Here is a 25,464-nt window from a genome sequence, read left to right as displayed (position 1 = left end):
TACAACGTATGGGGCAAGTTCCACATGGCGAATGAAGAACGGCTTCGGGACTACCTCAAGTGGGTCACCGCGGACCTGCATGAGACCCGTCGGCGCCTGCAGGAGCTGGAATCGCAGCAGCAGGAGCCGGTCGCAATCGTCGGGATGAGCTGCCGCCTTCCCGGGGGTGTGCGGTCGCCGGAGGAATTCTGGCGTCTGCTGCACGGCGGAGAAGACGCCGTCTCCGAGTGGCCGCAGGACCGTGGCTGGGATGCCGATGCGTTGTACGACCCGGAGTCAGGCGGATCGGGCACGAGCTACTCGTGCAAGGGCGGTTTCGTCTATGAGGCCACCGAATTCGACCCCGGCTTCTTCGGGATTTCGCCGCGCGAAGCGCTCGCGATGGACCCACAGCAGCGACTGCTGCTCGAAGCGTCCTGGGAGGCATTCGAAGGCGCCGGAATCGATCCCCTGGGGCTGCGGGGGAGCCGTAGCGGTGTTTTCGTCGGGGCCAGCGGCCAGGAATACGGCGCCGGCCTTCGCGATATTCCCGACGATGTGCGGGGCCATCTCCTGACGGGCAACTCGACCTCGGTCGTGTCGGGTCGTGTCGCGTACACACTGGGACTTGAGGGCCCTGCCGTGACCGTGGACACGGCCTGCTCCTCCTCCCTGGTCGCGCTGCACCTGGCGTCACAGGCCCTCCGGTCCGGCGAATGCACGCTCGCCCTGGCGGGCGGGGTGACGGTGATGGCCACACCCGGGGCGTTCATCGAGTTCAGCCGGCAGCGCGGCCTTGCGGCCGATGGCCGATGCAAGGCGTTCGCGGAGGCCGCGGACGGCACGGGGTGGGCCGAGGGCGTCGGCATGCTGGTACTGGAGCGCCTCTCCGATGCCCGGCGGAACGGACACCGGGTGCTGGCGGTCGTACGCGGCACCGCAGTGAACCAGGACGGTGCCTCCAACGGTCTGACCGCGCCGAATGGCCCTTCGCAGCAGCGGGTGATCCGTCAGGCACTCGGGGCGGCCGGCCTGTCGCCCTCCGACGTGGACGCCGTCGAGGCGCATGGCACGGGGACGTCCCTGGGCGATCCGATCGAGGCGCAGGCGCTGCTTGCGACGTACGGTCAGGACCGGGACGCCGACCGGCCGTTGTGGCTGGGTTCGGTCAAGTCGAACATCGGGCACACCCAGGCGGCCGCGGGTGCGGCGGGTGTCATCAAGATGGTGCTGGCGCTACAGCACGGCATCCTTCCGCAGACCCTGCACGCCGATGAGCCGTCGTCGCACGTGGACTGGTCGGCCGGCAACGTACGACTGCTCACCGAGGCCGTCGGATGGCCGGAGAACGGGCGACCGGGGCGGGCGGCGGTCTCCGCCTTCGGCGTCAGTGGCACCAACGCGCACGCCGTGATCGAGCAGGCACCCGAGGTCGAGCCCGCACCCGAAGAAGGTCCGCAGGACGGCACGGCCGCTTCCGCGCGGCTGCCGATGGTGCCCTGGGTCCTCTCGGCGCGCGGTGACTTTGCCCTCCGCGAGCAGGCCAGAAGGCTGCTGTCGCACGTCGATGCCCACCCCGGGTACGACATACGGGACCTCGCCCGCTCGCTCGCCTCGACGCGCGCCGCGCTGGAGAACCGTGCCGTCGTCCTCGGCAGCAGCCGCGCGGAACTGGTCGCGGCACTGGACGCCCTCGCCCGTGACGAGTACGCCGAAGGCATCGTGCGGGGGACAGACCTGCCCGGCGCGAAGACGGCCTTTCTGTTCGCGGGGCAGGGCTCCCAACGTCCGGGAATGGGAAGTGAGTTGTATGAGGCGTTCCCGGCGTTCGCGGACGCTTTTGATGCGGTGTGTGCGTGCTTCGAGGGCGAGTTGGGTGCGCGGCTGCGGGATGTCGTGTTCGGCGACGATGCCGAGGCGCTGAATCGGACGGAGTTCACTCAGCCGGCGTTGTTCGCGGTGGAGGTGGCGCTGTTCCGGTTGGTGGAGTCGTTCGGTGTGCGGCCGGATTTCCTGGTGGGTCACTCCGTTGGTGAGTTGGTGGCCGCGTATGTGGCGGGCGTCCTGTCGCTGGAGGACGCGTGCCGTCTGGTGGGGGCACGCGGTCGGTTGATGCAGGCCCTCCCGGTCGGCGGCGCCATGGTCTCCCTTCAAGCCACCGAGGACGAGGTACTTCCGCTGCTGGAAGGTCATGAGCAGCGGGTGAGTATCGCCGCGGTGAACGGTCCGCAGGCGGTCGTGGTCTCCGGTGAGGAATCCGCCGTGGCGGAGATCGCCGGGCATTTCGAGTCCGAGGGCCGGAAGGTGAAGCGGCTCCAGGTCAGCCATGCCTTCCACTCGCCGCTGATGGAGCCGATGCTCGACGAGTTCCGGGCGGTCGCGGAAAGCGTGGCATTCGACGAGCCCCGTATCCCGGTGGTCTCCAACGTGACCGGCGAACTCGCCACGCCGCAGGAGCTGACGTCCCCCGACTACTGGGTGCGTCACGCCCGCGAGGCCGTCCGCTTCGCCGACGGTATCCGCTGGCTGGAGGAGCACAGCGTCGCCCGCTATCTCGAAATCGGGCCCGACGGCACGCTCACCGCGATGGCCCAGATGTGTGTGGAGGGCCCCGCGCACGTGGCGGTTCCCGTGCTGCGAAGGGACCGGTCCGAGGCACAGCACGTGGTGACGGCTCTTGCGCAGCTGCACGCGCACGGCGCCGTACTCGACTGGGCCGCGCTGCTGCCGGGGACACGGCCCGTCGATCTGCCGACCTACCCCTTTCAGCGTCAGCGCTATTGGCTGGCGGCGACGGGGACAGAGACCGAGGGCACCGCGGCCCACGCGCTGGAGGGAGCCGACGCTCTACTCTGGGACGCGATCGAGCGCGGTGACGCGGCAGCACTGGCCGGGGAACTGGCGATTGCCGGCGATGCCTCGTGGGAGGAGGCGCGCACTGCGCTGACGTCATGGCGGCGGCAGCGGCGTGAGCGGTCGGTGGTGGACGGCTGGCGCTATCGGGTGGAGTGGAAGCCGCTCGCCGCGCGGTCCGGTGGGGTGCCGGACGGTCGCTGGCTTGCGGTGGTGGCAGCAGAGGATGACGCGTACGCCGAGGCCGTTGTGGAGGGGCTGGCGGCGTGTGGTGTGACGGTTGCACGGGTGGAGTGTGCCGCGGGGGAGTGGGACCGGGGTCTGCTCGCCGCGCGGGTGCGTGAGGCGGCCGGTGCGGAGCCGGTCGCCGGCGTGCTGGCAGTGGGCGCCGCGGATGCGGTGCGTACCGCGGTGTTGGTGCAGGCGCTGGGGGACGCCGGTGTGGGTGGGCGTGTGTGGGTGGTGACGCGGGGGGCCGTCGCGATCGGTCGGTCGGATGCCGGGCCGGATCCGGTGCAGGCGGCGGTGTGGGGCGTGGGCCGGGTGGCTGCGCTGGAGTACCCGGACCGTTGGGGTGGTCTGGTGGATCTGCCGGAGGCTGTGGACCGCAGGGCGCTCGACCGCCTGGCCGGGGTTCTCGCTGATGGCGGTGAGGACCAGGTGGCGGTACGGGCGTCCGGGGTCTTCGGGCGCAGGCTGGCACACGCTCCGGCTGCCGGCGATGCGGCTGATGGTTGGCGGCCGCGTGGGACGGTGTTGATCACGGGTGGTACGGGCGCGCTGGGTGCCCGTGTGGCGCGCTGGGTGGCCGAGCGCGGTGCCGGCCATGTGGTCCTCACCAGCCGCCGGGGCCCGGATGCTCCCGGTGCGTCGGAGCTGGAGTCGGAGCTGTCCGCCCTCGGCGTACGAGTGACGGTGGCGGCCTGCGATGTCGCAGATCCGGACGCGGTCGAGGCACTGCTCTCCGAACATCCCGTGGACGCCGTCTTCCATGCCGCCGCCGTACTCGATGACGGCGTACTCGACTCCCTCACGCCCGAGCGGTTCGCCGCCGTCATGCAGGCCAAGGCCGCCTCGGCCGCGAACCTGCACGAGGCGACCCGCGGCCGTGACCTCTCGGCCTTCGTCCTGTTCTCGTCCTTCGCCGGCACCATCGGCGCCGCCGGACAGGCCAACTACGCCGCCGCCAATGCCTACTTGGACGCCCTTGCCGAGCGGCGAGCGGCCGAAGGACTTGCCGCGACCTCCCTCGCCTGGGGCCCGTGGGGCGGGACCGGTATGGCGAGCGACGAGGCGATGGCCCAGCGCATGCGCCGGGGCGGAGTGTCCCCGCTGCAGCCGGACCTCGCCGTCGAGGCCATGGGGAACGCGATCCGCTCCGGTACGCCCGGTCTGGTGATCGCCGACATCACCTGGGCGGACTTCCGTTCTGCCTTCGCCACGGTCCGCCCGAGCCCGCTGATCGGCGATCTTCCGGAGATCCGTACCGCGGTCGAGCAGACCGCAGAGACGGGAGGCGGCGATGACCGCCGGTCCGAGCTGCACCGGCAGCTTGCGGGACTGGAGCCGGCCGAACAGGAACACGTACTCACCGATCTCGTCCGGTCGTACGCCGCCGGGGTGCTGCATTACGCGGGTACCGCCGAGGTACCGCCGAACCGGCCCTTCCGGGACCTCGGTGTCGACTCGTTGCTCGCCGTGGAGCTGCGCAACGCACTGAGCCTGGCTTGCGGGATCACCCTGAGCGCAACGGTGGTGTTCGACTATCCGACGCCGACGGCATTGGCCGGCCTTCTGCGCACCCGGATCGCGCCGGCTCAGGATGACGTCGAGCAGCCGGTGGCCCTCTCCGCAATTGACGGCGACCCCCTTGCCATCGTGGGGATGAGCTGCCGGTTCCCGGGCGGCGTTGACTCCCCGGAAGCCTTCTGGAAGCTGCTGTCGGACGGTGCGGACACCGTCGGAGCATTCCCGGCCGACCGCGGCTGGGACCTGAACTCGGTCTATGATCCCGACCCGGAACACCCGGGAACCACGTACGTCAATGTCGGTGGCTTCCTGAAGAACGTGGACCAGTTCGAACCCGCTTTCTTCGGCATGAGCCCCAGGGAAGCGGTAGCAACCGATCCGCAGCAGCGTCTGCTGCTCGAAGTGGCCTGGGAAGCCCTGGAGCGAGCCGGCATCGATCCGCAGTCCGTGCGGGGCAGCCGGGCGGGCGTCTTCGTCGGCACGAATGGTCAGGACTACCCGGCACTGCTGGCCCATTCCCCGGACGACTTCGATGGCTATATCGGTACCGGAAACGCCGCGAGCGTGGTGTCCGGGCGAGTGGCCTACACACTCGGCCTGGAGGGCCCGGCGGTGACCGTGGACACGGCGTGCTCGTCATCGCTGGTGGCCCTGCACTGGGCGGCGCAGTCCCTCCGCTCCGGCGAGTGCGACATGGCGCTGGTGGGCGGCGTGACGGTGATGTCGACGCCCGGAGCGTTCGTGGAGTTCAGCCGGCAGCGCGGACTCGCCCCGGACGGACGGTGCAAGGCATTCGCTGCGGACGCCGACGGCACCGGCTGGGGCGAGGGCGTCGGAATGCTGCTCGTGGAGCGGCTGTCGGACGCCCGCCGGAACGGTCACCGCGTACTGGCCGTCGTGGCCGGCTCCGCGGTGAATCAGGACGGCGCATCGAACGGTCTGACGGCACCCAACGGCCCCTCCCAGCAGCGGGTCATCCGGCAGGCACTGGCGAGCGCCGGCCTGACGGCCTCGGACGTGGACGCGGTCGAAGCGCATGGCACAGGAACGGCACTCGGCGACCCCATCGAGGCACAGGCACTCCTTGCCACCTACGGTCAGGACCGCGCCGAGGACCGGCCGTTGTGGCTGGGCTCGGTGAAGTCGAACATCGGGCACACCCAGGCAGCGGCCGGCGTCGCCGGTGTCATCAAGATGGTGCTGGCGCTCCAGCACGGTGTTCTGCCGAGGACCCTGCACGTGGATGCGCCCTCGCCCCATGTGGACTGGTCGGAGGGCAACGTACGGCTGCTCACGGAGCCGGTCGCCTGGCCGCTCCACGACGAAGCAGCGGCCCATGTCTGCCGGGCAGGTGTGTCCTCGTTCGGTATCAGCGGCACCAACGCACATGTGGTCCTGGAACGCGCCCCGGAACCGCCGCCCAGCGCCGAGGCCCCCCAGGCCTCACCCGCGCGCCCGTCCGTCACACCGCTGGTCCTCTCCGCACGTACCGAGCCCGCCCTCCGCGCGCAGGCGGATCGCTTGCGCTCGGCCTGCGAGGCCGACCCCGAACTGGACCTGGCCGACCTGGGCTTCTCCCTCGCCACGACCCGATCCCTGCACTTCGACCACCGTGCGGTCGTACTGGCGGATGACCCGGCATCGGCAGTCCACCAACTGGCCGCGCTCGCCGACGGCCTCAGGACCTCCGGTGTCATACATGGGTCCCGGGCCGAGGGCCGGCTGGCGCTGCTGTTCGCGGGCCAGGGCGCGCAGCGGTTGGGAATGGGCCGTGAACTGTATGACGTGTTCCCGGTTTTCGCGGATGCGTTTGATGCGGTGTGTGCGCACTTCGACGGTGAGTTGGAGTCGTCGCTGCGGAGTGTGGTGTTCGGTGACGAGGCGCTTGCAGAGGCGGATTCGTATGCGGAGGCGCTGAGTCGGACGGAGTTCACTCAGCCGGCGTTGTTTGCGGTGGAGGTGGCGCTGTTCCGGCTGGTGGAGTCGTTCGGCGTTCGTCCCGACTACCTCATGGGTCATTCCATTGGTGAGTTGGTGGCTGCGTATGTGGCGGGGGTGTGGTCACTGGAGGATGCGTGTCGTTTGGTGGCGGCGCGTGGGCGGTTGATGCAGGCGTTGCCGGCGGGTGGGGCGATGGTGTCGCTTCAGGCGTCGGAGGCTGAGGTGCTGCCGCTGTTGGAGGGGTTTGAGCAGCGGGTGAGTGTCGCTGCGGTGAATGGTCCGCAGTCGGTGGTGGTTTCGGGTGAGGAGTCGGCGGTTGCTGAGATCGCCGGAGGTTTCGAGTCCGAGGGCCGGAAGGTGAAGCGGCTCCAGGTGAGCCATGCTTTCCACTCGCCGTTGATGGAGCCGATGTTGGACGAGTTCCGGGCGGTTGCGGAGAGCGTGGTGTACGCGGAGCCGCGTATCCCGGTGGTCTCGAATGTGACCGGTGAGTTCGCTGCGGCGGAGGAGCTGACGTCTCCTGACTACTGGGTGCGGCATGTCCGTGAGGCCGTCCGTTTCGCTGACGGTGTGCGGTGGTTGGAGGTGCACGGGGCGACCCGGTTCCTGGAGATGGGCCCGGACGGCACCCTGACCGCCATGGCACAGCTCTGCCTCTCGGCACCTGATCTCTCTCTGCTTCCCGCGATGCGTAAGGACCGCTCCGAGGCCGAGGCTCTGCTGACCGCTGTATCGCATGCGTTCGTGCTCGGCATGGATGTGGATTGGCGTATGTGCTTCCCCGCCGCCCGGCGAGTGGATCTGCCCACGTACGCGTTCCAGCGTGAGCGCTACTGGCCGACGCCTGCACCTGATTCCGACCCGAGTGAGAACTGGCGGTATCGGGTGGAGTGGAAGCCGCTCGCTGCGCGGTCCGGTGGGGTGCCGGATGGTCGCTGGCTTGCGGTGGTGGCAGCGGGGGACGCGTACGCCGGGGCTGTGGTGGAGGGGCTGGCGGCGTGTGGTGTGGCGGTTGAGCGGGTGGAGTGTGTCGCGGGGGAGGTGGACCGGGGGCTGTTGGCTGAGCGTGTGGGTGAGGTGGCTGGTGGGGAGTCGGTTGCTGGTGTGTTGGTGGTGGGTGCGGTGGATGTGGTGCGTACTGCGGTGGTGGTGCAGGCGTTGGGTGATGCGGGTGTGGGTGGGCGTGTGTGGGTGGTGACGCGGGGGGCTGTTGCGGTGGGTCGGTCGGATGGTGGTCTGGATCCGGTGGGTGCGGCGGTGTGGGGTTTGGGTCGGGTGGCTGCTTTGGAGTTGCCGGATCGTTGGGGTGGTCTGGTGGACCTTCCGGAGGCCGTGGACCGCAGGGTGCTCGACCGCCTGGCCGGGGTTCTCGCTGATGGTGGTGAGGATCAGGTGGCGGTGCGGTCGTCGGGTGTGTTCGGGCGGAGGCTGGTGCACGCTCCGGCTCCAGCTGGGGATGCGGCTGGTGGTTGGCGGCCGCAGGGGACGGTGTTGATCACGGGTGGTACGGGTGCGTTGGGTGCGCGGGTGGCGCGGTGGGCGGCTGAGCGCGGCGCCGAGCATGTGATCCTCACCAGCCGCCGTGGCTCTGAGGCGCCCGGTGCGTCGGAGTTGGAGGCGGAGCTGTCTGCCCTTGGGGTTCGGGTGACGCTGGCGGCCTGTGATGTCGCGGATCGGACCGCCGTCCAGGAGTTGTTGTCGGGCTGTGCGGTGGATGCGGTCGTTCATGCGGCGGGTGTGGTGGATTCCGTGTCGTTGGGTGAGGCGGATGCGGGTCATTTTGGTGAGGTGATGGGGGCGAAGGTTGCCGGTGCCGTGGTGCTGGATGAAGTGCTGCGGGATCAGGTGCTGGATGCGTTTGTGGTGTTTTCGTCGATTGCTGGTGTGTGGGGGAGTGGTGGTCAGGGGGCGTATGCGGCGGGGAATGCCTTCGTCGAGGGGTTGGTGGAGGCGCGTCGTGCGCGGGGTGTGGCGGGTTGTTCCGTGGCGTGGGGTCCGTGGGCAGGCGGGGGCATGGCCGGCGTGGAAGGCGCGGAGGAGCATCTGCTGCGCCGTGGTCTGAGGGCGCTGGATCCGGATCGTGCTGTCTCGGCGTTGGAGTCGGTGGTTGGTGCGGGTGAGGGTTCGGTGGTGGTGGCGGATGTGGCGTGGGAGCGCTTCGCTCCGGCGTTCACGAGTGCTCGGCCGAGTCCGTTGCTGGAGGACCTGCCGGAGGTTCGGGCCGCGTTGGCTGCCAGGGTCGCTGGTGAGGGTTCCGGTGCCGGGGTGGTGCGGGAGCGTTTGGCGGGGCTGTCGGCTGTGGAGCGGGACCGGGCGCTGCTGGAGCTGGTGCGTACTCACGCCGCAGCGGTCCTCGGCCACGCCAAATCTGTGGACCTCGAAATCGGCGGCACATTCCGGGACTTGGGGTTCGACTCGCTCACTGCCGTCGAGCTGCGCAACGCGCTGAATGCCGAGACCGGTCTGCGGCTGCCCGCCACTTTGGTCTTCGACTATCCGACGCCGGCTGACCTGGCGCGTTTCTTGGACGGTGAGCTGTTCGGGACCGGGACGGATGTGGTGTCCGGTCTGCCGGTGCTGGCGTCCACCGTGGACGATCCGGTGGTCATCGTCGGGATGAGCTGTCGCCTTCCCGGTGGGGTGGCAAGTCCGGAGGACCTGTGGCGGCTGGTGGCCGGAGCCGAGGACGCGATCTCCGGATTCCCGACGGATCGTGGCTGGGACCTCGATGCCCTCTTCGGGAACGACACCGGCCAGGCAGGTGCGAGCCAAACGCGCTCGGGCGGCTTCCTGCATGATGCCGCCCAGTTCGATCCGGCCTTCTTCGGTATCAGCCCACGTGAAGCGGTCGCGATCGACCCGCAGCAGCGGCTGCTGCTGGAAACCTCCTGGGAAGCTCTCGAACGCTCGGGCGTCAGCCCCACTTCGGTCAAGGGCAGCCGTACCGGTGTCTTCGTCGGTGCCAGCAGTTCGGGCTACGGGTCCGGGCTGCGGGAGGCTCCGGAAGGGCTCGGGGGGCACTTGCTCACCGGAAGCTCGGGCGCTGTGGTGTCGGGGCGGGTGTCGTATGCGCTGGGTCTGGAGGGGCCGGCGGTCACGGTGGACACGGCGTGTTCCTCGTCGCTGGTCGCCTTGCACCTGGCGGTGCAGTCCCTGCGCTCGGGCGAATGTGACCTCGCCCTCGCCGGTGGTGTGACGGTCATGGGCAACCCCGGAGCCTTTGTCGAGTTCAGTCTGCAGGGCGGTCTTGCTGCTGATGGTCGGTGCAAGGCGTTCTCGGATGCTGCGGATGGCACCGGTTGGGCTGAGGGCGCTGGTGTGTTGGTGGTGGAGCGGCTGTCGGATGCGCGGCGCAAGGGTCATCGGGTGTTGGCCGTGGTGCGTGGCAGTGCGGTGAATCAGGATGGTGCGTCGAATGGTCTGACGGCGCCGAACGGTCCCTCGCAGCAGCGGGTGATCCGGCAGGCGCTGGCGGGTGCGGGGCTGTCGGCGTCGGATGTGGATGTGGTCGAGGCGCACGGTACGGGGACGGCGCTGGGTGACCCGATCGAGGCGCAGGCGCTGCTTGCGACGTACGGGCAAGGCCGGGACGCCGACCGGCCGTTGTGGCTGGGTTCGGTGAAGTCGAACATCGGGCATACGCAGGCGGCTGCGGGTGCGGCGGGTGTCATCAAGATGGTGCTGGCGTTGCGGCACGGCATCCTTCCGCAGACCCTGCATGTCGATGAGCCGTCGTCGCATGTGGACTGGTCGGCCGGCAACGTGCGTCTGCTGACCGAAGCCGTGGGATGGCCGGAGAGCGGGCGACCGGGGCGGGGGGCAGTTTCTGCCTTTGGCGTCAGCGGGACCAATGCGCATGTGGTGATCGAGCAGGCTCCGCTGGAGGAGGGCTCGGAGGCCGGGCCGGTGGGTGTGGTCGGGGGTGTGGTGCCGTGGGTGGTGTCCGCGCGGAGTCGGGAGGGGCTGCGGGCGCAGGCGCAGCGGTTGTTGGCGCATGCGGAGACCCGGCCTGAACTCGGCGCGCCTGAGGTGGGGTTCGCCCTGGCCACGACGCGTTCGGCGTTGGAACACCGGGCCGTCGTCCTCGGCACCGAGCGCGCGGAACTCCTCGAAGGCCTTACCGCTGTGGCAGAGGGAACTGTCGCGGTCCATGCGGTAACGGGTGCGGTGGACGCCGGAGGCCGGCTGGCTCTGCTCTTCACCGGTCAGGGTGCGCAGCGGTTGGGGATGGGCCGGGAGCTGTATGACGCGTTCCCGGTGTTCGCGGACGCATTTGATTCCGTCTGTGCGCACTTCGACGGTGAGTTGGCGTCGCCGCTGCGGGACGTGGTGTTCGGTACGGATGAGGACGCGGATGAGGAGCGGCTGGACCAGACTGGTTTCACTCAGCCGGCGTTGTTTGCGGTGGAGGTGGCGCTGTTCCGGCTGGTCGAGTCCTTCGGTGTTCGTCCCGACTACCTCATGGGTCATTCCATTGGTGAGTTGGTGGCTGCCCATGTGGCGGGCGTCCTGTCGCTGGAGGATGCCTGTCGTCTGGTGGCCGCCCGTGGCCGCTTGATGCAGGCCCTACCGGCCGGCGGCGCGATGGTCTCCCTCCAAGCCACCGAGGACGAGGTACTTCCGCTGCTGGAAGGCCGTGAGCAGCGGGTGAGTATTGCCGCGGTAAACGGCCCGAACTCGATCGTCATAGCCGGTGAGGAGTCCGTGGTGGCGGACGTCGCCGGGCGTTTCGAGTCCGAGGGTCGGAAGGTGAAGCGGCTCCAGGTCAGTCATGCCTTCCACTCCCCGCTGATGGAGCCGATGCTGGACGAGTTCCGGGCGGTCGCGGAGAGCGTCACGTACGAGCAGCCGCGTATTCCGGTGGTCTCGAATGTGACCGGTGAAATCGCCACGGCGGAGGATCTGACGTCCCCCGACTACTGGGTGCGTCACGTCCGTGAGGCCGTCCGTTTCGCCGATGGTGTCCGGTGGCTGGAGGAGCACGAGGTCACGCGGTTCCTGGAGATCGGGCCGGACGGCACCCTGACCGCCATGGCGCAGGGGTGCCTCGACGGTGACGTGGATGCGGACCAGGTCCTCATTCCTGCTCTGCGTGGCGATGACCCTGGTGAGGTGTCCGCGGTGCTGTCGGCCGCCGGACGGGCGTTCGTCCACGGTATCGGCATCGACTGGCCGGCGTTCTTCCCCGCCACTGCCACTGCCAGTAGTGCCACCACCCCCGCCCCCACGCCCGTCGACCTGCCCACCTACGCCTTCCAGCACCAGCGCTACTGGCTGGAGATACCGTCCACCACCACAGACGCCTCGTCGATCGGCCTTGCCGCCGCCGAACACCCGCTCCTGGGCGCGACGGTGTCTCTGGCCGGTGGCCATGAGGTGGTGTTGACCGGGCGGCTCTCCCCCAGGACGCAGCCGTGGCTTGCCGAGCACCGCGTGGCGGGCGCGATCGTCGTACCGAGTACGGCTTTCCTGGAGCTTGCGGTGCGTGCAGGGGACGAGGTCGGCTGCTCCCACATCCGGGAACTCGCCCTCGAAGCACCGCTTGTGCTCGCCGAGGACGGTGCGGTGCAGTTGCAGCTGCGCATCGAGGACCCGGATGCCTCCGGTGTCCGGGCACTTGGCGTGTATGCGCGTCCTGCGGTGGCGTCGGCCGATGTGCCGTGGACGCGGCATGCGAGCGGCGTCCTGGCGGAGAGCGGTTCGTCGCAGCCCTTCGACTTTGCGGTATGGCCCCCCGCCGGCGCGGAGCCCGTGGACATCGACGACTTGTACGACGGGCTGGCGGCGGCCGGGTTCGACTACGGCTCGGCCTTCCGCGGCGTGCGAAACGTCTGGCAGGCCGCCGACGGTGTGTATGCCGAGACCGAGCTGCCGGAGTCCGGGTCCGGGGCCGAGGGATTCTCTCTCCATCCGGCGCTGTTGGACGCGGCGCTCCATCCCCTCGGGCTGGGTCTGCTGGACGGTGTGGCGACGGAGGCCATGCTGTTCGCGTGGAGTGGTGTGTCCTTGCAGGCCACCGGCGCGACCGCACTGCGGATCCGGCTGACCCGCCGCGGGCCTGACGAGGTGTCCCTCCAGGCAGCCGATGGCTCCGGGCAGCCGGTGGTCGCGGTCGACTCGATGCTGATGCGCAGGACCGGCGAGCTGCGGAACGACCGGACGCCTGCACTGCCGGCTTCGCTGCTCCGTCTCCACTGGGCACCGATCGCGGTGGAAGCGGTGGAAGCTGTGGAAGCCGTGGAAGGGGCCGTGGACTCGGACATGGTCCGGGACCTGGCAGCGGATACCCATGCGCCGCGGCTGACCGTAGTGGGGAGCGACCGCTGGGGCTTGGCCGAAGCGCTGGGCACCAACACAGCCGAGCCTGCCGATGCCACGACTGCCGACACGGTCTTCGTGACCGGTGTCGCCACCGCGGCCGAAGCACACACCATCCTCATGGCGCTGGGTGAACGATTGGTCCAGGAGCCGGCGGCCCGTCTGGTGTGCGTCACCCGAGGCGCCGTCGCCATCGGTGACGAGGCACCGGACGCCGAGGCCGCCGCCCTCTGGGACGAGCTCCGCGTTGTCCAGGCCGAACACCCGGGCCGCATAGTGCTCGTGGACATCAACCATGACCTCGACAACGACCTCGACAACAGCTACCTCGACTCCCTCCGTGTCCTGCCCGCCGCGGTTTCCACGGGCGAGTCCGAGATCGCTGTTCGTGGGGGTGAGGTGTCGGCGGCGCGGCTGGTGAGGTGCGCCTCGACCGCCCTCACCGCGCTTGATGTGGATCCCGGCGGAACGGTCCTGGTCACCGGAGCGTTCGCCGAGCAGTTCGCCGCCGCCCTTGAGGTCCAGGCACAGGTGGAGACCGTCGCATACCAGGACCAGGACCAGGACCAGAACCAGCAGGACGGGGAAGACCGGGAAGACCGGGAAGACGGGGAAGACGGGGAATACGGGCAACGGCGCCAGAGCCCGGACGTCCTGAAGGCGGCCATTGCCGCGATGCAGGCGTCCGAACGACCGATCAGCGCCATCGTCCACACCGCCGATCTCGGCCGGAGCCGCGACATCGATGCGGCACGGCGCCTGGACGAGCTGACCCGCGGGACCGACGGGGACGGTGCGCCGTCCGCGTTCGTCCTCATCGGCATCGGCCCGGCCAACGCTCCGGCGGGCGGGCAGCTGGCCGCGCTCGCTCACCGGCGTGCCGCCGCCGGCCTGCCCGCCCTGGCACTGCTCCCGCCGCCCGGTACCGGTACCCCGGGGCTTTCCGCGGTGCCGGTGGAGGAGATTGCGGCGCTGGTGGGCGCCGCTCAGGCGACGGGCCGGAGCGTGCTGCTTCCCGCACGGGTGGACCGCGCCGCACTGCGCAGCTCCGCAGCCCCGCTGCCGGCGGTGCTCAGCGCCTTGGAGCAGGGCTCCGGGCGACGGATCGCCACGCGTGAGCAGGCGACGGCGGCCTCCCGCATGGCGCGGCAGCTCGCCGGGAAGGGGACGGCCGAGCGCGGTCGAGTGCTGCTGACTCTCGTCCGTACCCGGATCGCCCATGTCCTCGGCTATGCCGGCCCCGACGAGGTCGAGCCTTCCCGGAGCTTCACCGACCTCGGATTCACCTCCCTCACCGCCGTCGAGCTGCGCAACCAGCTCAGGGAGGCGACGGGGATGGCGCTGCCCGCCACGCTCGTGTTCGACTACCCGACCCCGGTGGCACTCGCCCGCTACATGGACGGTGAACTCACCGGCGAAACGGGCGTCTTGGCGCCCACGCCGTCCGGTGTGCCCCTCGACGACGACCCGGTGGTCATCGTCGGGATGAGCTGTCGCTACCCGGGCGGAATCCGCACCCCCGAGGAGCTGTGGGAGCTGGTCGCCGCGGGGGGCGACGGGATCTCCCCGTTCCCCGACGACCGTGGCTGGGACCTCGGCAGCCTGTACCACCCGGACGCGGATCACCCGGGCACGTGCTACACCCGCGAAGGCGGCTTCCTGCACGATGCCAGCCACTTCGACCCGGGTTTCTTCGGCATCAGCCCCCGCGAGGCGCTGTCGATGGACCCGCAGCAGCGGCTGCTCCTCGAAGCGTCGTGGGAGGCCCTGGAACGCTCCGGGATCGACCCCGCTGCCGCACGTGGCACCCTCACCGGCGTCTTCGCGGGCGTCACCTACCAGGACTACATCGGCATCCTCGGCGCAGCGCAGGAGAGCTTCGAGGGATACGTCGGCACCGGCAACTCGCCCAGCGTGCTGTCCGGGCGGATCGCCTACACCCTCGGCCTCGAAGGGCCGGCGGTGAGCGTCGACACCGCCTGCTCGTCGTCCCTGGTCGCCCTGCATCTGGCCGTCCAGTCGCTCCGTCAGGGCGAGTGCGATCTCGCGCTCGCGGGCGGTGTCACGGTGATGTCCACCCCCGGTTCGCTCATCGAGTTCAGCCGGCAGCGGGCGCTCGCCGAGGACGGCCGGTGCAAGCCGTTCTCGGCCGGTGCCGACGGCGCGAGCTGGGCTGAGGGCGTCGGCATGGTGGCCGTCGAGCGGCTGTCCGACGCCCGGCGTAACGGACATCCCGTACTGGCCGTCATCCGCGGCAGCGCCCTCAACCAGGACGGTGCGTCGAACGGCCTGACCGCGCCCAACGGCCCGTCCCAGCAGCGGGTCATCCGCCGGGCACTGGCCGCCGCCGGCCTCGGCCCGCAGCAGGTGGACGCCGTCGAGGCGCACGGCACGGGCACCACACTCGGCGACCCGATCGAAGCGCAGGCCCTGATCGCGGCCTACGGACAGGAACGCGACGACGACCGCCCGCTGTGGCTCGGCTCGCTCAAGTCGAACATCGGACACAGCCAGGCCGCCGCCGGCGTGGGCGGCGTCATCAAAATGGTGATGGCGCTGCGCAACCGGCTGCTGCCCCAGACACTGCATGCCGACGAGCCCAGCCCGCACGTCGACTGGACGGCGGGCAACGTACGGCTGCTCAACGAGGCCGTCACTTGGCCGGACGCGGCAGAGCCCCGCCGGGCCGGTGTCTCCTCGTTCGGGATGAGTGGCACCAACGCGCATGTCATCGTCGAGGAGGCACCCCGGCAGCGGACGCAGCCGGACCCCTCCGCGGCAACCGCACTCCCCGTTGTGCCGGTGCCCTTGTCGGCGCGTACCGAGGATGCGCTGCGCGACCAGGCTGCACGGCTGCGTTCCCACCTGCTCGCCCGGCCGGACGAGTGCGACCTCACCGGGGTCGGCTTCTCGCTCGCCACCACGCGCTCCGCCTTCGAGCACCGGGCGGTGCTCGTCGTGGCCGACCGGGAGGACCTCGACCGGGGCCTGCGGGAGATCGCCGAGGGCGCGATGGTCTCCGACGTGCCCCGGGGTGTCGCACGCGACGGAAGCGCCCGCCCCGTCCTGGTCTTCCCCGGCCAGGGCAGCCAGTGGGCGGGCATGGCACGCGAACTGCTCGACAGTTCACCGGCGTTCGCCGATCGTCTGGCCGACTGCGCACGCGCCCTCGCCCCCTTCGTCGACTGGTCACTGACGGCCGTCCTGCGCGGCGACGCCGACGCACCGGACCTCGAACGGGTCGACGTCATCCAGCCCGCACTGTGGGCCGTCATGGTGTCGCTCGCCGAGCTGTGGCGCTCGTACGGAGTGGAGCCCGACGCGGTCGTCGGACACAGCCAGGGGGAGATCGCCGCCGCCTGTGTCGCCGGGGCGCTGACCCTGGACGACGGGGCGCGGGTGGTGGCCCTGCGCAGCCGGGCACTGACCGCCATCACGGGAAGCGGCGGCATGATGTCCGTCCAGCTGCCCGCCGAAGCGGTGCGCGAGCGCATCGAGCCATGGGGCGAGCAGCTGTCCGTCGCCGCCGTGAACGGCCCCGCCTCCGTCGTGGTCTCCGGCGCCGCGGACGCGCTCGACGAGCTGTTCGCCGCACTGACCGCGGAAGGTGTGCGGGCCCGCAAGGTCTCCGTCGACTATGGCTCCCACTCGGCGCAGGTCGAGCCGGTGCGGGCCCAGGTCCTCGACGCACTCGACGGCATCAGCCCGGCCGCCGCCGCCATCCCCTTCTTCTCGACCGTCACCGGTCAGTGGCAGGACACCATCGGCCTCGGCCCCGACTACTGGTACACGAACCTGAGGCAGACCGTGCGGTTCGAGGACGCCATGCGCGCTCTGGTGGCCGCCGGACACCGTTCCTTCATCGAGGTCAGCCCGCACCCCGTGCTGTCCGGCGGGATCCGCGACTGCGTGGACGCACTCGGCACGGACGCCGCCGTGCTCGGCACCCTGCGCCGGGACGCGGGCGGCCTCGGCCGGCTCCTCACCTCCCTCGCCGAAGCACATGCGCAGGGCGTGACCGTCGACTGGACCGCCGTCTTCGCGAGCACCGGCGCCCGCCGCGTCGACCTGCCGACCTACGCCTTCCAGCGTGCGCGGTACTGGCCCCAGGCACGCGAACTGGCTGCCGCCGACGGCCAGGAGAAGCCGCTGTCCGACGCTGTCGAAGCGAAGTTCTGGGAGAGCGTCGAACAGGAAGACCTCCAGGCCCTCGCCGACACCCTCGCCCTGGACGGCAACGAGCCGCTGAGCGCCGTACTGCCCGCCCTGTCGTCATGGCGCAGGAACAGCCGCGAGAAGTCCACCGTCGACAGCTGGCGGTACACCGTGCGCTGGTCCCCGCTCGCCGAGCGCACCGCCGCCGCCCTGCACGGCACCTGGCTGCTGGTCGCCCCGGCGGCGGAAACCGCCGATGGCCGGGTGGCCGCCGTACAGGACGCGCTCACCGCACACGGTGCCCGGGTACGCCTCGTGGAGCTGGCCCCCGAGGACTGCTCCGGCCGCGAGCGGACCGCGGGCCGGCTGCGCGAGGCGCTCGGCGACGACGACCTCACCGGAGTGCTCTCGCTGCTCCCGCTGGACGAGCGCGCCCACCCCGCCCACCCCGCCGTCCTCGTGGGACTGGCCGGGACCCTGTCCCTCCTCCAGACACTCGGCGACCTCGGCATCGAGGCGCCCCTGTGGTGCACCACCCGCGGGGCGGTCGCCATCGGCCGCTCCGAGTCCGTCACCCACGCCCACCAGGCTCTGGTCTGGGGCATGGGCCGCGTCGCCGCCCTGGAACACTCCGACCGCTGGGGAGGCCTCCTCGACCTGCCGGAGACGCTCGACAAGCGGGCCGCGGACCGGCTCTGTGCCCTGCTCGCGAGCCCGGACGGCGAGGACCAGATCGCCCTGCGAGCCTCCGGAGCCTACGGCCGCCGCCTGGTACGCGCCCCGCTCGCCGGCACACCCGCCCAGCGCACCTGGCGGCCCCGCGGCACCGTCCTCGTCACCGGCGGCACCGGAGCCGTCGGCGGCCACATCGCCCGTTGGCTGGCTCGCCAAGGCGCCGAGCATCTGCTGCTCACCAGCCGCCGCGGCTCCGAGGCACCCGGCGCAGCGGAACTCGAAGCCGAACTCACCGCGCTCGGCTCCCGCGTCACCCTCGCCGCCTGCGACGTCGCCGACCGCGAGGCGCTGCACGAGCTGCTGGCAGCCGTGCCTGAGGAGTACCCCCTCGACGCGGTCATGCATGTCGCGGGTTCGCTGGACGATGGCGTGATCGACTCCCTCGACCCCGGCCGTATGGACACCGTGCTGCGCGCCAAGGTCACCGCGGCGCTCAACCTTGACGAGCTGACCCGGGAACGGGAGCTGTCCGCGTTCGTGCTGTTCTCCTCCACCTCCGGCACCATCAGCGGCCCGGGCCTGGGCAACTACGCCCCCGGCAACGCCTTCCTCGACGCACTGGCCGACCGGCGCCGCGCCGAAGGACTCCCCGCCACCGCCGTCGCCTGGGGCCACTGGTCCGGAGACGGTATGGGTGAGGGCGCCGTCGGCGACCGGCTCCGGCGCTACGGCGTGTACGACATGCAGCCCGAACTGGCCTGCGGAGCACTCCAGCAGGCCCTGGACCACGACGAGGCATACGTCTCCGTCACCGACCTCGGCTGGGACAAGTTCACCCCCGCCTTCACCGCCTCCCGGCCCAGCGCACTGCTGCGCGACCTGCCGGATGCGCAACGTTTCCTGGACACGGCACAGGAGAGCGACGACACCGGCTCGGACGCCGCCAAGCTGCTCCAGCACCTCGCGGGACTCTCCGAGTCCGAACGCGCCGGCATGATCCTGGACGTCGTCCGCAGCTATGTCGCCACTGTGCTCGGCTACGCCGGTCCCTCGGCGGTCGATCCCGAACGGGCCTTCAGCGACCTCGGCTTCGACTCGCTCAGCGCCGTCGAGCTGCGCAACGGCATGAACGGCATCACCGGTCTGCGGCTGCCCGCGACCCTCGTCTTCGACTACCCGACCTGCGCGGTGCTCGCGGACTTCCTGCTGGCCGAACTGTCCGACACGACAGCCCACGACGGAACTGCTCCGGCGCCGGCCACCGTGCCGCCAGGACAGGCGGAGCATGACGAGCCGGTGGCGATCGTGGCGATGGGTTGTCGGTTCCCGGGTGGTGTGGGGTCGCCGGAGGAGTTGTGGGGGTTGCTGGCTGGGGGTGGGGACGGTGTGGTGCCGTTCCCGGTGGATCGTGGTTGGGATGTTGAGGGGTTGTATGACCCGGAGCCGGGTCGTCCGGGGAAGGTTTCCACGCGTGAGGGTGGGTTCTTGCCGGGGGTGGATGAGTTCGATCCGGGGTTTTTCGGGATCTCACCGCGTGAGGCGGTGGCGATGGATCCGCAGCAGCGGTTGCTGCTGGAGACGTCGTGGGAGGCGTTCGAGCGGGCTGGGATCGACCCGGCGTCGCTGCGCGGCAGCCGTACCGGCGTCTTCGCCGGCACCAACGGCCAGGACTACACGGGGTTGTTGGTGGCGTCGGGTGAGGAGGATTTGGGGGGTTATATCGGCACGGGCAATGCGGCGAGTGTGGTGTCCGGGCGGTTGTCGTATGTGTTCGGCCTTGAGGGGCCTGCGGTGACGGTGGATACGGCGTGTTCGGCGTCGTTGGTGGCGTTGCATCTGGCGGCGCAGTCGTTGCGTGCGGGCGAGTGTGATCTGGCACTTGCCGGCGGTGTGACGGTGATGTCGACGCCGGGGTTGTTTGTGGATTTCAGTCGGCAGCGGGGGTTGGCTGCTGATGGTCGGTGCAAGGCGTTTTCGGATGCTGCGGATGGTGCGGGCTTTTCCGAGGGTGCGGGTGTGCTGGTGGTGGAGCGGTTGTCGGATGCGCGGCGGAATGGTCATCGGGTGTTGGCGGTCGTACGTGGCACCGCAGTGAACCAGGACGGTGCCTCCAACGGTCTGACCGCGCCGAATGGTCCCTCCCAGCAGCGGGTGATCCGTCAGGCGCTCGGGGCTGCGGGTCTGTCGCCCTCCGACGTGGATGCGGTGGAGGCGCACGGTACGGGGACGGCACTCGGCGATCCGATCGAGGCACAGGCGCTGCTCGCCACCTACGGCCAGGACCGGGACGCCGACCGGCCGCTCTGGCTGGGTTCGGTGAAGTCGAATATCGGGCACACGCAGGCGGCCGCGGGTGTGGCCGGTGTGATCAAGATGGTGCTGGCGTTGCAGCACGGCGTCCTGCCGCGGACTCTGCACGTCGATGAGCCGTCGTCGCATGTGGAGTGGTCGGCGGGAGAGGTGCGGCTGCTGACGGAGGCGGTGCAGTGGCCGGAGTCGGATCGGCCGCGACGGGCCGGTGTGTCCTCGTTCGGCATCAGCGGCACCAACGCCCACACCATCCTGGAGGAAGCCCCGTCCGCGGAATCCGAGGCCTCACCGGCGCCTGCGGAAGAGTCCGCCGGGGGAGTCCGGACACCTGCGGAGACCTCCCCCGTCCCCTGGGTGATCACCGGCAAGACCAGGTCCGCGCTCCGCGCACAGGCCGCACGGCTGCTCGCACACGTGGAGACCTTCCCGGCTCTGCGCACTGCCGACGTGGGCCTGTCGCTGGTCACCACGCGCTCGGTCATGGAGCACCGGGCCGTGGTCCTCGGCTCGGATCGGAACGAACTGCTCCACGGCCTGGCTGCCGTGGCGGATGAGGACCCCTCTCCGCACGCCGTCACCGGGTCCGTAAGGACAGACGGCCGGCTGGCTCTGCTGTTCACGGGGCAAGGCGCCCAACGGGCGGGAATGGGACGGGAGTTGTACGACGCGTTCCCCGTCTTCGCTGACGCCTTTGATGCCGTGTGCGCGCACTTCGACAGTGAGCTGGAGTCGCCGTTGCGGGGTGTGGTGTTCGGTGAGGACCCGGGTGTGGAGCGGCTGAATCAGACTGGTTTCACTCAGCCTGCGTTGTTCGCGGTGGAGGTGGCGCTGTTCCGGCTCGTCGAGTCCTTCGGCGTTCGCCCCGACTACCTCATGGGTCATTCCATCGGTGAGTTGGTGGCTGCCCATGTGGCGGGCGTGCTGTCCCTGGAGGATGCGTGCCGGCTGGTGGCCGCCCGTGGCCGGTTGATGCAGGCCCTCCCGGCCGGCGGCGCAATGGTCTCCCTCCAGGCCAGCGAGGATGAGGTACTTCCGCTGCTGGAAGACCATGAGCAGCGGGTGAGTATCGCCGCGGTGAACGGCCCGACCTCGATCGTCATGGCCGGTGAGGAGTCCGTGGTCGCCGACATCGCCGGGCGTTTCGAGTCCGAGGGCCGGAAGGTGAAGCGGCTCCAGGTCAGCCATGCCTTCCACTCCCCGCTGATGGAGCCGATGCTCGCGGAATTCCGGACGGTTGCTGAGAGCGTTACGTACGAGGAGCCCCGTATCCCGGTGGTCTCGAACGTGACCGGCGAACTCGCCACACCGCAGGAGTTGACGTCCCCCGGCTACTGGGTGCGTCATGTCCGTGAGGCCGTCCGTTTCGCCGATGGTGTCCGGTGGCTGGAGGAGCACGAGGTCACGCGGTTCCTGGAGATCGGCCCGGACGGCACCCTGACCGCCATGGCTCAGGGATGCCTCGACGAGCCCGGCCATCTCCTCATCCCCGCGCTGCGGAAGGACCGTGCGGAGGCGTCCGGCCTGCTCAGCGCCCTTGCCCAGGTGTTCGCCGCCGGGACAGCGCTGACCTGGGAGGCCGCCTTCGCCGGCGGCGATGCCCGCCGGGTCGGCCTGCCGACCTACGCCTTCCAGCGGCACCGTTACTGGCCCAAGCCGCCCGTCATGCCGACCGGGGACATCAGCTCGGCGGGTCTCGGTTCGGCGGACCATCCCCTGCTCGGTGCGGCGGTCGAGGTAGCCGGTTCCGATGCCTTCCTCTTCACCGGGAGGCTGTCGCTGCGCACCCACCCGTGGCTCGCGGACCACGCGGTCACCGGTACCGTCCTGTTCCCCGGTACGGGCTTCCTCGAACTGGCCGTACGCGCGGCCGACGAGGTGGGCTGCGACCGGGTGGAGGAGTTCACGATCGCTGCTCCGCTCGTCCTGCCGGAGCGCGGGGCGGTGCAACTGCAGCTGGCGGTGGAGGCGCCGGACGAGTCCGGGCGGCGGACGCTGAACCTGTACTCCCGGCCGGAGGACGACCTCGGCGACCAGCCGTGGGTGCGCAACGCCAGCGGTGTGGTGTCCTCCGGGGCGGCCGTGGACCAGGGTGAGCCGTACGACTTCACGGTCTGGCCGCCGCGCGGCGCCGAGGCCACCTCGGTCGACGACTTCTACGGTCGGTTCGCCGAGGCCGGATTCGCCTATGGCCCGGTCTTCCGCGGGCTGAAGGCCGTCTGGCAACGCGGCGACGAGATCTTCGCCGAGGTCGAACTGCCGGAGGAGCACCACGGGCCGGCCGGAGCGTTCGGGCTGCATCCCGCGCTCCTCGACTCCGCACTGCACGCGATGATGTTTGTGTCCATGGAGGATGTCGGCCGGGGACGGCTGCCATTCTCCTGGAATGGCGTCTCCCTGCGCGCCGCCGGAGCCACCGCCCTGCGGGTCCGCCTGGTCCAGGCCGGGCCCGAGTCGGTCTCTCTGGAACTGGCCGACCCCACAGGGGGTGCGGTCGCCGCCATCGAGTCCTTGACGCTCCGTCAGGTCTCGGGCGAGCAGGTGAGCGGCAGCGCCCCCTATCACGAGGCGCTGTTCCAGGTGGACTGGGTCACCGCGCCCGTGCCCTCCGTGCAGTCCGAGGAGTCATGGGCGGTCGTCGGGGACATGGCGCTGGCCGTGGCCCTGGACGGCAGCGGCGTACGAGTGGAGGCAACGGACAGCCTGGACGAACTCGGCGACGAGGCGCCCGCCGTAGTGCTGGTCAGTTGCGCGAGCGCGGCGCACCCGGCCGGGACGGCCGCCGGTGCACACACCGCCGCCAACGAGGCGCTCGCTCTGCTGCAGAACTGGCTGGCGGATGCGCGCTTCGACGGTTCCCGGCTGGTGCTTCTCACGCACGGCGCCGTGAGCACCTCGGACGCGGACCACCCGGACCCGGCGCAGGCCGCGGTCTGGGGCCTGGTCCGGGCAGCCGGAGTCGAGAACCCCGGCCGGTTCACGCTCATCGACCTCGACGGGAAGGCCGAGTCGACAGCTGCCGTGCCCGGTGTGCTGGCGAGCGGCGAGCCCGAGGCCGCGGTCCGCGCGGGAGCGGTGCACGTACCGAGGCTGGCCCGGGTCGCGTCCGCGGAGGCGCTGCGCCGGCCCGACTCCGACGGGGACGCCTGGCGGCTGGACATCGCCGACAAGGGCACCCTGGAGAATCTCCGCCTGACCGAATGCCCGGAGGTGAACGCCGAGTTGGGCGCCGGGCAGGTGCGCATCGGCGTGCGTGCGGCCGGGGTCAACTTCCGCGATGTGCTCAATGCGCTGGGGATGTACCCCGGTGAGGCCGGTGCGCTCGGGAGCGAGGGTGCCGGAGTGGTGCTGGAGGTCGGCGCCGGCGTGCATGACCTGCAGCCCGGTGACCGGGTGATGGGGATGTTCTTCGGCGCCTTCGGCCCCCTCGCGGTGGCGGACCGCCGCCTGCTGGCCCGCGTACCCGACGGCTGGTCGTTCGCGCAGGCGGCGTCCGTCCCGGTCGTGTTCCTGACGGCGTACTACGCGCTGGTGGAACTGGCCGAGGTGCAGGCGGGCGAGTCGGTGCTGGTGCACTCCGCCGCGGGTGGCGTCGGTATGGCCGCGGTGCAGCTCGCCCGGCATCTGGGCGCGGAGGTGTTCGGAACCGCGAGTCCCGGGAAGTGGGAGACCCTGCGGAGTTCGGGGCTGGACGAGACACATCTCGCCTCGTCCCGTGACCTGGACTTCGAGCGGTCCTTCCTGGCGACGACCGCCGGCCGGGGAGTGGATGTCGTGCTGGACTCCCTGGCACGGGAGTTCGTGGACGCTTCGCTGCGGCTGCTGCCGAGGGGCGGACGTTTCCTGGAGATGGGCAAGACCGATGTCCGGGACGCGCAGGACATCGCGGCCGAGCACGAGGGTATCCGGTACCGGGCGTTCGACCTGTGGGAGGCCGGTCCCGAGCGGATCGGGGAGATGCTGACCGCGCTCCTCGACCTCTTCGAGCGGGGTGCGCTGGAACCGTTGCCGGTGACGGCATGGGAGGTGCACAGGGCCCCGGAGGCCTTCCGTTACCTCAGCCAGGCCCGGCACATCGGCAAGGTCGTGCTCACCATGCCGGTGCCCCTCGACCCCCGGGGCACGGCTCTGGTGACCGGTGGCACCGGTGGTCTGGGGGCGTTGGTGGCCCGGCATCTGGTGACCGAGCACGGAGTGCGCCACTTGCTCCTGGCCAGCCGGCGCGGACCACAGGCCCCGGGCGTCGATGCGCTGCGTGAAGAGCTCGCGGCCCTCGGTGCCGAGGTCACCGTCGCCGCATGCGACAGCGCCGACCGCGAGGCGCTGCGCGGGCTGCTGGACTCCGTCCCGAAGCAGCACCCTCTCACCGCCGTCGTGCACACCGCAGGCGTACTCGACGACGGAGTCCTGTCCTCCCTGACGCCGCAGCGGCTGGACAAGGTGCTCGCACCGAAGGTGGATGCGGTCAGCAATCTGCACGAGCTGACCCGGGACGAGGATCTGGCGGCGTTCGTCGTCTTCTCCTCGGTCGCGGGGACGTTCGGCAGTGCGGGGCAGGCCAACTACGCGGCGGCGAATGCGTTCGTGGACGCGCTCGCGTGCCGGCGCGGTGGACTGGGGCTTCCCGCACAGTCGTTGGCGTGGGGCGCCTGGGCTCCCGGCGTCGGCATGACGGGCGAACTGAGCGAGGCGGATCTGCAGCGCATGGCGCGCGGGGGCATGCTTCCCCTCACCCCGGAACAGGGCCTCGCCCTGCTCGACACCGCACGTGACCTGGCCCGCCCCCTGCTGCTGCCGATGAATCTCGATACGGCACCGCTGCGCGCACACCCCGAGGCCGTACCGCCGCTGCTGCGCGGTCTGGTCCGGGCACCCGCCCGCCGCGGTACCGCGACCTCCGCCGCGGCGAAGGGAGCGGAAACACCGCAGGATCTCGCGGAGCGGCTCGGGGCCCTGGCCCCGGCGGACCGCGAACAGTATCTGCTCGACCTGGTCTGCACCCAGGTGGCGATCGTCCTTGGACACGGATCCGCCGAGGACATCGAACCCGATCAGGCATTCAAGGAGCTGGGCTTCGACTCGCTGACGGCGGTGGAGCTCCGTAACCACCTCAACGCGGCGACCCATCTCAGGCTGCCCGCCACCCTCGTCTTCGACTATCCGACACCGCTCGTCCTGGTCCGCCATGTCCTGGACGCCTTCGACCTGCCGGAGACCTCGGGTGCGCAGCCGATCCTCGGCGAGCTCACCCGGCTGGAGGCGGCGCTGGCCGGTGCCACGGTCGAGGACGAGGAACGGGACCGGATCACCGAGCGGCTGCGGGCGCTGACCGAGCAATGGCAGGGCGGCGGCCGGCAGGAACGAGGCGCGGATCCGTACACGGAAAACGATGAGGACGACGGCGAGCTGGAGTCGGCCGCGACCGCCGGCGAGCTCTTCGACCTCATCGACAAGGAACTGGGAACGTCGTGACCGGACGCGGGGAAC

The 25,464-nt window shown here is 70.5% G+C and carries 1 protein-coding gene; it reads left to right on the top strand.

The window, feature by feature from the left end:
• The first annotated feature begins 24 nt into the window (after nucleotides 1-24).
• On the top strand, nucleotides 25-25,449 hold the full coding sequence (locus NUT86_RS03375) for a type I polyketide synthase (protein ID WP_274733295.1): 25,425 nt from the start codon (nucleotides 25-27) through the stop codon (nucleotides 25,447-25,449).
• The last annotated feature ends 15 nt before the right edge of the window (nucleotides 25,450-25,464 follow it).

This window comes from Streptomyces sp. G7(2002) (genome assembly GCF_028870195.1).
Classification (GTDB): domain Bacteria; phylum Actinomycetota; class Actinomycetes; order Streptomycetales; family Streptomycetaceae; genus Streptomyces; species Streptomyces nigrescens.
Note: the sequence above shows the minus strand (reverse complement) of the source record. Positions and strands in the feature narration are given on the sequence as shown.

Bases quoted from the DNA above. Each gene is read 5' to 3' on its own strand.
- NUT86_RS03375 (WP_274733295.1), top strand. From the start codon at position 25: ATGGCGAATGAAGAACGGCTTCGGGACTACCTCAAGTGGGTCACCGCG.